We start from the raw sequence: 12,819 nt of genomic DNA, 5'->3' as shown, positions 1-12,819 counted from the left end.
CGATGTTTTTTGCCAAGGATCGATATGACCAACCTCAACACCCAAGCCACCTTCGTCCCCGGACGTCTGGAGCAGATGTCCACGCGCATTGCCTTTTTCATCGCCGGGTTCGGCATCGCGGCCTGGGCGCCGCTGGTGCCTTACGCCAAGGCGCGGGCCGGGCTGGATGAAGGAACCCTCGGGCTGTTGCTGTTGTGCCTGGGGGTGGGCTCGATTCTGGCGATGCCCATGGCCGGGATTCTGGCAACGCGTTTCGGCTGCCGCCGGGTGTTGAGCGGCGGAACCTTGTTGATCTGCGCGGCCCTGCCGCTGTTGGCGACGGTGTCTTCGATTCCGGCTTTGATTGCGGCGTTGTTCATGTTCGGCGCTGGCCTGGGCACGGTGGATTCGACGGTGAACCTGCAAGCGGTGATCGTCGAGCGAGCCAGCGGCAAGACCATGATGTCGGGTTTCCATGGGCTGTTCAGTCTCGGCGGGATCGTCGGCGCGGCGGGGGTCAGCGCCCTGCTCGGCCTGGGCGTTTCACCGCTGGGTGCGACGCTGGTGGTGATCGTGCTTCTGGTGGTGGCGTTGCTCAAGGCTGCGCCTCATCTGTTGCCCTATGGCAGCGAAAGCTCCGGCCCGGCATTCGCCGTGCCTCATGGCATCGTGCTGTTCATCGGCGGTATGTGTTTCATCGTGTTCCTCACCGAAGGCGCAGTGCTCGACTGGAGCGCGGTGTTCCTGGCGCAGGAACGTGGGATCGACACGGCGTACGCTGGGCTGGGTTATGCGGCGTTTGCATTGACCATGACTGTCGGGCGTTTGACCGGTGATGCCATTGTCCGGCGTCTGGGCGCAACAAAAGTGATCGTGTTCGGAGGGCTGACGGCCGCAACGGGCCTGGCGCTGGCGACGTTTGCACCGAGCTGGGAAACGGCACTGGTGGGGTATGCACTGGTGGGGGTTGGCTGTTCGAACATTGTGCCAGTGCTCTATACCGCGGTGGGCAAACAGACCGTCATGCCGGAGAGCATTGCCGTGCCGGCCATTACCACATTGGGCTACGCGGGGATTCTCGCCGGGCCTGCGGTGATCGGCTTTATCGCCCACGGCAGCAGTTTGAGTTTTGCCTTCGGGTTGATGGCGGTGTTGCTGCTGGCCGTGGCGATTGGCGGGAAGGTGTTGAAGGTTTAAAAGCATCGCGAGCAGGCTCGCTCCCACAAGGAATCTTCAGCGAGCACAGCGTTTGTGCACGACGCAGATCAAGTGTGGGAGCGGGCTTGCTCGCGAAAGCGTTGTGCCAGGCAACGGCTTTATCGACTGGAGGTCAGTCTTCGCGGGCAAGCCCGCTCCCACAAGGAATCTTCAGCGAGCACAGCGTTTGTGCACGACGCAGATCAAGTGTGGGAGCGGGCTTGCTCGCGAAAGCGTTGTGTCTGGCGACGGCTTTATCGACTGGAGGTCAGTCTTCGCGAGCAAGCCCGCTTCCACAGGGAATCTTCAGCGAGCACAGCGTTTGTGCACGACGCAGATCAAGTGTGGGAGCGGGCTTGCTCGCGAAAGCGTTGTGTCTGGCGACGGCTTTATCGACTGGAGGTCAGTCTTCGCGAGCAAGCCCGCTTCCACAGGGAATGTGCGTGTGGCTTCGATGTTTTTCTTGCAGGGCTCCCTAGCGGTCGAAGCGTCCGGCACCAGACGACTGGTAGCAAAACCCCACTGCCAGAAAATATTACCTGCGTCATATTACATCGATAATAAAGCACCATTTTTCACAGGTAGAGATCCATGACCAGCATGCCCAGCCTTGAACCCGACCTTGCTGCCGCGGTGAACACGCCCAAGCCTCCCCTGCTCAAACGGCTGGTGCTGCTGACGGCGGCCATCGCGGCGCTGGTTTTTATCGGGATGTACGCAACCCATTGGTGGACCGCCGGGCGTTTCATCGAAGAAACCGACGATGCCTACATTGGTGGCGACGTCACGGTGATTGGGCCAAAGGTCGCGGGGTATATCGAAGAAGTGCTGGTGACCGACAACCAGAAGGTCAAGGCCGGCGATGTGCTGATCAGGCTCGACGCTCGTGACTATCGCGCTCACCTGGCCAAGGCCGAAGGCGCGGTGGCTGCTGAAGAAGCGTTGCTCGCCAACCTCGACGCCACCGAACAACTGCAACACGCGGTGATCGGCCAGGCCCGCGCCGGTATCGATGCCGCGGGCGCCGAAACCGCCCGCTCGCGGGACGACAACGCCCGCTACAAACGCCTGGTGAGCAGCAACGCCGTCTCGGTGGAAAGTGCGCAACGGGCCGACGCCACCTTCAAGACTGCCCAGGCACAGAGTGCCCGGGCCCAGGCCGAACTGCTCGCCGCGCAACGCCAATTGAACGTGATCGAAACCCAGAAACAGCAAGCCCGCGCCGCGTTGATACAGGCGCGGGCCGAGCGTGATCTGGCACAGTTGAACGTCGGCTACACCGAACTGAAAGCCCCCGTCGACGGCGTGATCGGCAATCGTCGGGCACGGGCCGGCGCTTACGCCCAGGCCGGTTCGCAGCTGTTGTCGGTGGTTCCGGCCAGCGGGCTGTGGGTCGATGCCAACTTCAAGGAAGATCAGCTGGCGCGGATGACACCAGGCCAACGGGTGATCGTTCATGCGGACGTGCTCAAGGGGCGTGAATTCCACGGTCATCTGGGCAGCCTCGCACCGGCCAGTGGTTCGCAGTTCAGTGTGCTGCCACCGGAAAACGCCACCGGCAATTTCACCAAAATCGTTCAGCGGGTGCCGGTGCGGATCCTGCTCGACCCGGCCGACGGCGTGCTCGGTCATCTGCGTCCCGGCCTGTCGGTGACGGCTGAAGTAGACACCCGCGCCGAGCCTGAAACCCCAGCCGTGGCCAGTGCACCATGAGCCGCGCCCTCGCCGTTCCCGCGCAACCGTTCAACGCCGCCAACATGGCAACGGCGACCAAGGTGTTCGCCTTCGCCACCATGTGCATCGGCATGTTCATCGCGCTGCTGGATATCCAGATCGTCTCGGCGTCCTTGCGTGATATCGGCGGAGGGCTCTCGGCCGGCACCGACGAAACCGCTTGGGTACAGACCAGTTACCTGATCGCCGAAATCATCGTGATCCCGCTGTCGGGGTGGTTGTCCCGAGTGTTCTCGACCCGTTGGTTGTTCTGCGCCTCGGCGGTGGGTTTCACCCTGGCCAGCCTGCTCTGCGGCGCGGCCTGGAACATCCAGAGCATGATCGCCTTCCGCGCCCTGCAAGGGTTTCTCGGCGGCTCGATGATTCCGCTGGTGTTCACCACCGCGTTCTTTTTCTTCACTGGCAAACAACGGGTGATCGCCGCCGCGACCATCGGCGCCGTAGCCTCACTGGCACCGACGCTGGGGCCGGTGATCGGTGGCTGGATCACCGACATTTCGTCCTGGCACTGGCTGTTCTACATCAACCTGGTGCCGGGAATTTTCGTCGCCGTGGCGGTGCCGATGCTGGTGAAAATCGACCAGCCGGAACTGGCCCTGCTCAAGGGCGCCGACTACCTGAGCATGCTGTTCATGGCGGTGTTTCTCGGCTGCCTGGAGTACACCCTCGAAGAAGGCCCACGCTTCAACTGGTTCAGCGACAGCACGATTCTGACCACAGCGTGGATCAGCGGCCTGTCTGGATTGGCCTTCATTGGTCGAACCTTGCACGTGGCCAACCCGATCGTCGATCTGCGCGCCTTGAAGGACCGCAACTTCGCCCTCGGCTGCTTCTTTTCATTCGTGACGGGGATCGGCCTGTTCGCCACCATTTACCTGACGCCGCTGTTTCTCGGCCGGGTGCGCGGTTACAGCGCGCTGGACATTGGCCTGGCGGTTTTTTCCACCGGGGTGTTCCAGATTCTGGCAATTCCGCTGTACGCCTTTCTGGCCAACCGCATCGACCTGCGCTGGGTCATGATGACCGGCCTTGGGCTGTTCGCCTTGTCGATGTGGGATTTCAGCCCGATCACCCACGACTGGGGGGCTAAAGAACTGATGCTGCCGCAAGCCTTGCGCGGGATTGCCCAGCAACTGGCGGTGCCACCGGCGGTGACCCTGACCCTTGGAGGGTTGGCGCCGGCGCGGCTCAAACATGCTTCGGGGTTGTTCAACCTGATGCGTAACCTCGGCGGCGCGATGGGGATCGCCGCGTGCGCGACCATCCTCAACGACCGTACCAACCTGCACTTCACCCGGTTGGCGGAGAACCTCAACAGCACCAACGAAGCGTTGAATCAGTGGCTGTCTCAGGTCGGCAATAACTTTGCCGCCCTCGGCCAGAGCGGCGACATCGGCGTCACCGCCAGCCTGCGTCAGCTGTGGCTGTTGACCTATCGCGAAGCGCAGACGCAAACCTATGGCGACGCGTTCCTGATGATCATGGTCTGCTTCATCCTCGCCACGGCGATGGTGCCCTTGATGCGCAAGGTGCAACCACCGGCCGCGCCGAGTGCTGATGCTCATTAAGGCTTGCCCCCGTTGGGTCGCGAAGCGGCAAGCCTAGCTCTCCTACAGGGTCTTGCGTCGTTCGCAATAATTACACACGACACAAAACCTGTAGGAGCGAGGCTTGCCCGCGAAAAGGCCCGATCAAGCACCGCAAATCCCCAGGACTAATCCGTCACTAGACATCGCCCAAAGGCCGTGCCCGCAACCGCCGCCCAATGACATCAAGCACATCACACCCGTCCCTCAGAGGAATGGCACAGAGCAAGGCAAAGTCGCTGAGGATGATCGAGTCGCACTCGACCGAGCCGCGCATGGACAGGTTCTCGAGCACTTGGGTGACAGCACGAATTCGGTAGCTGGCAGCGTCGGTCAGGATATCGAGCGGCGCGTGGGTATCGACGAACAGGGTGGGCATGTCGGTGCAATTGCTGGTGAGCGCCATGAAGCGGTTTTCGGGGTGGGGGATTGGTTTTTCGTAGGGTGGATCGGGTGTAAGTGTTGTCATTAGAAACTCCCAAAGAAGAATAGGAGCTGCCATCAGCCTTCCTACAGGCTAGGGTGGCAGCTATGCGCGAGGTAGGAATATCGAGACCTTTGGGAAAACTCGACCACGCCAAAGCGTGCCCGCGCATAGCCGCCGCAAATGATCTTACGGACGCATGTTAACGGCCGCAAACCAAGCATTGACGCTATGAGCATCCCATCGGTCTTGAAGGGTTCCTACACCCTGCCACTGAATTCTCAGTGACTGCCAAAGACTATCGATGGAGCTCATTTCGCACCAGTTCATGGAAACCGCTACGAGTTGAAGGAAACTTCCGACGACGTCGCCCGGAAATTTCCCCGCATCCATCAGAAGGATGCGTCAATTCGATCTACCGTGATTTTTACATACTGCTCATTGAGGTGAGGGTATTCGTAGTGGATCTCTTGATCCGCGAAGTCAACAAAAGATCGGAAAACACTTCCATCCAAATATCCGTAAAGAGCGCATGAAAAACCTTCTCCAATCATCTCGACTAGCGTACTCGTTTCTTGTGCCACGACAACAAAATCACGATCAGGCAAGACCAGATCGAATTCCACTTCATATTGTTTTCCCAGTTCAATCTTAAAAGGACAGTAGCTCGCAAAGCATTTAACAACCACGCCGTTGACAAGCAATACAACCGCATCCTCGACGACTTCGTCGATTTCGACCACTAGCGCCTCGTATTTTTTAGTCATTAGCAGGTCTCACAATTTTATCTCGCGCATCACCGTTTATTGCCCTCCAGAAGTCTTTTCCGCTTTTTGTATGCAACGTCGTAATCTCCTGGCTATTGTTCGTACCGACGAATGCAAATTTGGCTTCACCTCTTCGATTATTACCCATCAACTGTAAATACCCTGCCCGAATTTCACCCTTATACTCATATTCCACGCGGGTGCCTTGATTCACAACGTATCGAGCTATTTGTAAGTACTCTTCTTTGCTCATAGCCCCGAATTCGACGCCATGTTTTTTATAATGCCCAATAAACTGCTCTTCACTACCGAAATTTTGAGGACGCGATTTCGGCTTTGAAACATTGGGCTCACCCTCATCAACCTTAGCCCCGGCCGTATCATCGGGCGCCGAACATCCCGGCTTATTCGGCGGCGGACAATTTCCGCTCAACCCCAACGGATCAACCCACCTCGTCGGATTCGGCGTGTACTGGTACTGGTTCAGCCCACCCGCCAACTTGATCGGATCCCGCGTCAGGTACCGACCAACCTCCGGATCATAGTAGCGATGCCGGTTGTAGTGCAGGCCGCTCTCGGCGTCGAAGTACTGCCCCTGGAAACGCAAAGGTTGGTCGAGCTGCTCCCCCCCACCGAACGCCAGACGCGTGACCTTGCCATAGGCGTTGTACTTCGCCGACCAGACGATGTCGCCACCGAAATCCGTCAGTTCCTGCGGTGTACCGAGGTGATCAAGTTGGTAGTAGAACGGGCAGGCGTTTTTCGGGCCTTTGCCGTCGAGCATCGCCAACGGACGGAAGCTGTCCGGCTCATAGACGTAACTGCGGTAATGTTCCTTGCTGCTTTCAGCGACGAGGTTGTCGCCCTGCCAGAAAAACTCGGTGGTTTTGCCGTCGACGGTTTTTTTGATGCGGCGGCCGAAGGCGTCATAGCGGTAACTTGAACAGCGACCGTCCGCAGTGGTGACGCCAATCAGCCGGTGCTGGCAGTCGTAGCGATATTCGGTGACGAGTTTCTGCGCGGCACCACAACGTTCGCGGATGAGGTTGCCGAAGACGTCGTAGTCGTAATGGCGGTCGCCCTGCATCAACAGGCGATTGCCTTTGACGGCGGCCGGGCCGGGACGGTCCTGCATTAGCAGGTTGCCGGCCAGATCGTGGGCGAAGCTTTCCGGTGGATCGTCGCGGGTATGGCGCACGCGGGTCAGGCGGTTTAGGGGGTCGTACTGGTAGCTGCGTTGGCCATGGCGGGTGTCGGCGATGTGGTCGAGATTGCCGTTGAGGCTGTAGGCATAGTCGCGGCGGTAGAGGTTTTTTTGCTGTTGGCTGACGGCATGGGCCTTCAAACGGCCTTGATCGTCGTAGGCGTATTCGCTGAGCAGCAAACCCTGCTGACGGTTTTGTTCGCGTCCGAAGGCAAATTGGTGAGTGGTGAGCCGCGCGCCGTTGAGGTCGATGGCGGTCAGCGCGCCGCCCTTGGCGTGGTGGTAATCGAGTTTGCTGCCGTCCGGCAGGCGCAGACGGTTGAGCTGGCCACAGGCATCGTAGGCATAACGCAACGTGCCCCAGCCCTGATGCTCGGTGATCAGGCGGTCCTGCTGGTCGTACTCGAATTCCAGCGGGTGATCGTGACCATCATCGACGCTGGTCAGTCGACCCAATGAGTCGTAGCGGTATTCGACCTGGATGCCGTCAGGCAAGGTTTTGGTTAGCAACCGTCCGGCCGAGTCCCGCTCATAAGCCGTGATCAGCTGCGAGCCGTCGTCGCCGACCTCGGTTTTCTCCAGCAGGTGCCCGTTGAGATCGTAGGCGTACGCGGTACGGCGGCCGTCGAAGCCGGTTTCCTGTCGGATCAGGCCGCTGGGCGCGTAGTCCAGCTGATATTTCTCGCCGGATTCGTTTTCGATTTCCGTGAGCAGCAACTGTGCGTTGTCGTAGCGGTATTGGAGCTGGGTGCCGTCGGGGTTGATCCGACGGCTGACCAGATGCAGGTCGTCGGCGTATTCGTAGCGGGTGATGCGGCCCAGTTCATCGCGTTCGGCGGTGATCTTGCCGTAGGCGTTGTAACTGAAGGCGCGGCTGGCGCCGGTAGGCAAAGTCGTCTGAATCAGTCGACCGACGGCGTCCCATTGGTAACGAGTGACGGTACCGTGTTCGTCCCGACGGGTCGTCTGCCGGCCCAGTGCATCGTAGGAAAAGCGTCGCTGCCCGCCATCCGGCAGCGTTTCCTCGACCAGCTGCCCCAAGGCATTCCAGACGAACACATGGCGGCTGGCGTCCGGGTAGCGGATCGACAGCAGCTGACCTTTTTCGTCGTAGTGATAGTGGGTGAACTGGCCATCAGGATCGGTCGCTTCGGTGACATCGCCCTGAGCATTGCGCTGATATTTCCACACCGCTTTGCCGCGATAGCGCGCGTGCAGGAATCCGTTGCGGTATTCGTAGGCCGTTGGTTCGTCCTCCGGCGGAATCAGCGCCACCAACCGTCCGACGTCGTCGTAACGGTATTCAGTGACGGCCCCGAGCGGATCCTGCTCAGCCACCAAGCGGCCGTTGTCGTCATAGGCCTTGAGCTGTTCACCACCGTTCAGCTCGACCTTGCGCACCAGCCGCGCGCGGTCGTCGTGGAGGTAAACCTCTTGGCTGCCATCGATGTTCTGAACCGTGACGCTGCCCTGGTCGTCCCAGACATAGCACGCCTCCATCTGCGCAAACGACGCCCAGTGCCGGACGCAGCGCGCCGCCTTGCCGGACCGTTCCCACGCCCAGAAGAAACTCGCGCCACCGGCCAGTTGCCGCTGCAGGATGACGTGCTGATCGTCGTAGTCGTAACGCTCGCTTTCCCCGGCGGCGTTGCTCGCCTCAATCAGTTGAGCGCATTCGTCGTAGCGGTAACTGACCAGCGTTTGTTCGGTGTGCCAGGCTTCGTCGAGGGTCTGCGCCGGGACAAACACCTGATAGTCGACGGCGATCAGATGAGCGCGGTCATAGCGCAACAGCAAAGCGCGGCCGGCGCTGTTGTCGAGGCGCTGAATGCGCTGCTGGCGGTCGCGGGTGATGCGCAGGCGGTTGTCGTACGCGTCGCTGATCGCCGTCAGCCGACCGTTGTGGAAGTGGTAGAAACGTGCGTCGTCGCCAGCCTGGGCGAGGATCAGTTCTTCGGGATCTTCACCGAGATAAATCGCCGCGCGAGAGAGGCTGTTGTGGATGACCGGGCGTTCGCGATTCGGCAGCGGGAACGTCGTGCGACGGTTTTCGTGGTCGATCCAGATGACGCTGTCGCCGTCGACTTCCAGTCGATGGGCGAGCGAATGACTCCAGCCGAAGCCCAATCCACAGTCGATCTCGACGGCGCTGGTGCGATAGAGCCGGGTGAAGTCGAACGGCAGGATGCCGTCCAGCGCACCGTCGGTGAGGGTCAGCAGTTCTTCGCCGGTGACCATCGACACCGGGCATTTGTTGGTGGCGGTTTTATTGGCGGAGTCGGCACTGTCACCGTTGGGGTTTGTTGCTTGTTTTGAGACGTTGTCGTGGTGTTCGTTTTGCTTGAGCGTGGTGTTGCGTTTGGCATCCCAGCGCAGTTGCATTCGACCTTTCTTCAGACCCGCTGCCACACCGCGTGCGGCGACGGCTTTGTACTGGTCGACGTACTTCATGAAGGTGGTGAGGATATTGAAAGTGGCCTCGACGAAGCGCATCGCAAGGCCAGCCAGCAACGCCCCGTACTTAATCCCGCGAAGTGTGAGATAGGCCTTGGCGGCGGGTATACCGACACCCGTCCAGGCCAACGCCAAAGCAATCAGAATATCGATCAGCACCGAAACAATGACTTGGCTGGTCACCTCCGCCGAGTTGCCGGCGATCTCGCTGGGTGGGAGCATTTCCAGCCAGAGACTCGCGGTACGCAGCAGTAAACAGAGCGCCGCTTCGTCACTCGCCAGCAGTTGGACTTTGGCCATGACCTCCGGCGCTGTCTCCGCGAGCCTGGCCAACTCATCGGCGCCGCTGCCCAAACGCTCAACGAACTTGCGGGGATCCTGAAGAATGTCCGAGAGCTGGCTGAGGCTGTCCCAAACACCGATGACCGCCGCCCAACTGCCCGCCAGCATGCCGTTACCAGCGGCCGCAAAAGTTGATTGCGACCACTGCGGTTTAAATCCTTCCCACTCCTTGCGTAGCCAGCCCTCCAGTTCGTTGGTCAGGCCTTTGTAGGAATCAAAAAGGTCATCGATTTTCGATGGTGCAACTTCATCCTGGACATGAACGCGGTAGAACTTGCCCTCTTCCCCTCGGAACGTTCCCTTGCCGTTTCCATCGAGCGTGACCGGCGTCGACTTCCCCCCATCCATGGCAATCACATCGACCTGAATGTTCCCCAGCGGAATGTCGTAAACCGATTCGAACTTGCTCTCGATTTCGAGCTTTCCGCTTTTCGGGCACTGCACGACGGTGGAGATAAACTCGTCGTCACCGCTGCTGACAACGGTGTTGGAGCTTCCGAATGTGATGATCCGCTCCATGCCCATCAGCGACGGCAGATCCGCCACGTGGCTGGCCTGGTCGGCGGCTCGGTTGAGCCAGTGATTGAGCTGTTCGCGATAGAGCGAGAGGGTGTGCGGAAAGTTGTCGAGTTCCTCCTCGATGCGGGTAACGTGCTCCATCAACGCACCGAGAAGTACGGAGTTGCTGGATAAAAGGAGTCGAACATGAGCAATCCCTCGCGCAGAAAATTAGGCGCGGGGACTTTGCGGGGGATCGATCAGGAAAGAAGTCGGGAAAGGTGGAAATAGCTGTAGGGGGATTCGCTGATTAACAGCGACTCAATAACGCGTAATCCAGGTGGGAACGGGCTTGCTCGCGAAGACGGCAGCACAATCAACATTGATGTCGCCTGACATGCCGCTTTCGCGAGCAAGCCCACAGGTTTTGCGTCTTAACTGACTGAAATTAGAGCCAGGCGTTACGCCTGAGGCATTTTGCGAAAACCCACCGCCAGGCGATTCCAGCTGTTGATGGTGGAAATCGCCACGGTCAGGTCGACCATTTCCTTGGGGCTGAACTCGGCGCTGAGCAGTGCATAGTCTTCGTCCGGGGCGTGGGTCAGGCTCAGCTGCGTCAGGGACTCGGTCCAGGCCAGGGCCGCCCGTTCACGGGGAGTGAAGAATGGTGTTTCTCGCCATGCCGATAAGGTGTACAGCCGCCGCTCGGTTTCGCCACCCTTGCGGGCATCGGCGGTGTGCATGTCGAGGCAGAAGGCGCAGCCGTTGATCTGCGACGCGCGCAGCTTGACCAGTTCGATCAGTGACTTTTCCAGCGGCAGTTTCGAGACGGCGGATTCCAGGGCGATCATGGCTTTCAGGCCGTCTGGGGAGGCAGTGTAGAAATCGATACGGGGTTGCATGGTGAGCTCCAATCACAGGTGGGATTGGCGCTACGTTAATGCCGACCTGGGGTTGAACAAATAGCCAATTATTGGGAAGTTGAGGATGCCAATAGACCAGAAGATTTTCAGTGACTGTGCTGGCGCTTTCGCGAGCAGGCTCGCTCCCACATTTGATCTTTGGTGTTCATACAATTGATGTCTGCACAAATCCCATGTGGGAGCGAGCCTGCTCGCGAAGGGGCCGGAACAGGCAACCAACACATCAGCCGCTACGCCTGCGCAACCACTGCAAAAACCCCTTCTTCGCCACCACCTTCGGCACCTCCTGAATCAGCGTCTGAGCCGTATGCATACGGAAATCCAGCAAGGCCTTCATTGCTTCGCTGATGTCATGCCGCGCATCCAGGCACGGTTGGAGGTATTCCCTCTCGATCCGGTACAAGCTGCAGACCGTCTTGGCACTAAAGTCTGCCGGCATCGCCGTATCGGACAAAATCCCGCCCTCGCCGATCACCTCTCCCGGCCCCATGCGCCCGGTTTCGAACTTGACCCCGCCGCGGCTCAGCTCCACCGACACGACGCCGGATTCGATGATGAACAAATGATCGCTGACCTCCCCCGCTGGCAGGATCATTTCACCGGCGCGGAAAGTTTGCAGTGTCATGTTCTGACTGAAGGTTTCTTTCTCTTCCTGACGCAGGGTCGAGAAAATGTTCGAGGCGTCCAGCAATGCCCGTGGCCGCGACAGGTTGGCAGGTGCGTTCAGTTCGACGTTCGACAACAGGCTGACACCGCTGGCCTGCAAGTGCCGGAACGCCAAGTCGAACAGCAGATTGCGGACCATGCGTTTCTGGTCCATCGAGACCACGAAGCCGCTGATTTCGTATTCCACGCCCGTGGCGCTGGAGCCTTTCAACGCGACACACGGCGCCGGTTTATTCAACAGATAGCGGCATCCTTGCATCGCCCGTTCCAGCGCGTCGATCACCGTTTGTGGACGTGCGTGCGGGCTCAGTTGCAAGCTGATGGAGACGCCGAAAATGTCACTGGGCCGGCTGAAGTTGATGATCTTTGCCTTGGCTGCCAGGGAGTTGGGGATCACCGCCATGCTGCCTTGGGCCGTTTGCAGGCGCGTCGCGCGCCAGTCAATGTCGATGACCCGACCTTCGGTGCCGTCGATGGAGATCCAGTCATCCAGTTGATAGGGCTTGGTGGTGTTCAGGACGATCCCGGAGAACACGTCGCTGAGGGTGCTTTGCAAGGCCAGACCGACGATGATCGCCAACGCCCCGGACGTTGCCAGCACACCTTTGACCGGCAGATCGAGTACGTACGCCAACGCCGCGATAATCGCGATCAGGAAAATCAACGCGCCGAGCAAATCCTGCAACAAGCGCCCGGTGTGCCCGACCCGTTGCATCATCACCGCGCCGAGCAACACCGTCAGGGTGCGCGCGCCAAACAGCCACCAGCCGATCTGCAAACCGGTTGCCGCCAGGTGCATCGGTACGTTGTCGACCCAGGGCGCCGTCTCCATGGGGTTCAAGCCTTCGTTGAACAGCAGCATGCTGAACAGCGAGAAAATCACCAGCCGCGCCGCCAGTTTCCAGTTGCTGCCGCTGGCCGTCAGCAAACGCCACAACACCAGATCGATCAGGATCAGGATCAGCGCGCAGAGCAATGGATGATCGGTGAGCAGTGACAGCATCAAACAACTCCGGCAAAGGCCAATGGCGCGAAGATCTCACAG

Annotated in this window: 8 protein-coding genes; 3 read left to right on the top strand and 5 right to left on the bottom strand. The window is 59.6% G+C overall.

Annotated features, from left to right (window positions below; genetic code table 11):
- Positions 1 to 24 precede the first annotated feature (24 nt).
- The 3 genes from ACA044_RS10210 to ACA044_RS10200 all read left to right on the top strand — a co-directional run bounded on the left by ACA044_RS10210 (position 25) and on the right by ACA044_RS10200 (position 4,478).
- Positions 25 to 1,176, top strand: coding sequence for an MFS transporter (locus ACA044_RS10210; RefSeq protein WP_497446242.1), 1,152 nt, complete (start codon positions 25 to 27; stop codon positions 1,174 to 1,176).
- Positions 1,177 to 1,767: 591 nt separating this feature from the next.
- On the top strand, positions 1,768 to 2,889 hold the full coding sequence (locus ACA044_RS10205) for an HlyD family secretion protein (RefSeq protein WP_497446241.1): 1,122 nt from the start codon (positions 1,768 to 1,770) through the stop codon (positions 2,887 to 2,889).
- On the top strand, positions 2,886 to 4,478 hold the full coding sequence (locus ACA044_RS10200; RefSeq protein ID WP_497446240.1) for a DHA2 family efflux MFS transporter permease subunit: 1,593 nt from the start codon (positions 2,886 to 2,888) through the stop codon (positions 4,476 to 4,478). Before ACA044_RS10205 ends, ACA044_RS10200 begins: the two co-directional genes overlap by 4 nt.
- 157 nt (positions 4,479 to 4,635) lie before the next feature.
- Here ACA044_RS10200 and ACA044_RS10195 read toward each other — a convergent pair whose 3' ends face one another.
- The 5 genes from ACA044_RS10195 to ACA044_RS10175 form a co-directional block, all read right to left on the bottom strand.
- Positions 4,636 to 4,965 carry a hypothetical protein gene (locus tag ACA044_RS10195; protein ID WP_497446239.1) on the bottom strand — a complete coding sequence of 110 codons (330 nt, stop codon included), beginning with the start codon at positions 4,963 to 4,965 and terminating at the stop codon, positions 4,636 to 4,638.
- Between the two features lie 347 nt (positions 4,966 to 5,312).
- Positions 5,313 to 5,687 carry a UCP019853 family protein gene (locus ACA044_RS10190; RefSeq protein WP_497446238.1) on the bottom strand — a complete coding sequence of 125 codons (375 nt, stop codon included), beginning with the start codon at positions 5,685 to 5,687 and terminating at the stop codon, positions 5,313 to 5,315.
- The gene (locus ACA044_RS10185; protein ID WP_497446237.1) at positions 5,680 to 10,347 is read right to left on the bottom strand and encodes an RHS repeat-associated core domain-containing protein; all 4,668 of its coding nucleotides are present in this window, start codon (positions 10,345 to 10,347) and stop codon (positions 5,680 to 5,682) included. Before ACA044_RS10185 ends, ACA044_RS10190 begins: the two co-directional genes overlap by 8 nt.
- Positions 10,348 to 10,646: 299 nt before the next feature.
- A complete protein-coding gene (locus tag ACA044_RS10180) occupies positions 10,647 to 11,087 on the bottom strand; it encodes a carboxymuconolactone decarboxylase family protein (protein ID WP_497446236.1) in 441 nt (146 codons plus the stop codon).
- Between the two features lie 244 nt (positions 11,088 to 11,331).
- A complete protein-coding gene (locus tag ACA044_RS10175) occupies positions 11,332 to 12,777 on the bottom strand; it encodes a mechanosensitive ion channel domain-containing protein (RefSeq protein ID WP_497446235.1) in 1,446 nt (481 codons plus the stop codon).
- Between the last annotated feature and the right edge of the window lie 42 nt (positions 12,778 to 12,819).

It is taken from the genome of Pseudomonas sp. LBUM1673, from assembly GCF_059695645.1.
Note: the sequence above shows the minus strand (reverse complement) of the source record. Positions and strands in the feature narration are given on the sequence as shown.

Bases quoted from the DNA above. Each gene is read 5' to 3' on its own strand.
- ACA044_RS10180 (WP_497446236.1), bottom strand. From the start codon at position 11,087: ATGCAACCCCGTATCGATTTCTACACTGCCTCCCCAGACGGCCTGAAA.
- ACA044_RS10190 (WP_497446238.1), bottom strand. From the start codon at position 5,687: ATGACTAAAAAATACGAGGCGCTAGTGGTCGAAATCGACGAAGTCGTC.
- ACA044_RS10205 (WP_497446241.1), top strand. From the start codon at position 1,768: ATGACCAGCATGCCCAGCCTTGAACCCGACCTTGCTGCCGCGGTGAAC.
- ACA044_RS10175 (WP_497446235.1), bottom strand. From the start codon at position 12,777: ATGCTGTCACTGCTCACCGATCATCCATTGCTCTGCGCGCTGATCCTG.
- ACA044_RS10210 (WP_497446242.1), top strand. From the start codon at position 25: ATGACCAACCTCAACACCCAAGCCACCTTCGTCCCCGGACGTCTGGAG.
- ACA044_RS10195 (WP_497446239.1), bottom strand. From the start codon at position 4,965: ATGACAACACTTACACCCGATCCACCCTACGAAAAACCAATCCCCCAC.
- ACA044_RS10185 (WP_497446237.1), bottom strand. From the start codon at position 10,347: ATGGAGCACGTTACCCGCATCGAGGAGGAACTCGACAACTTTCCGCAC.
- ACA044_RS10200 (WP_497446240.1), top strand. From the start codon at position 2,886: ATGAGCCGCGCCCTCGCCGTTCCCGCGCAACCGTTCAACGCCGCCAAC.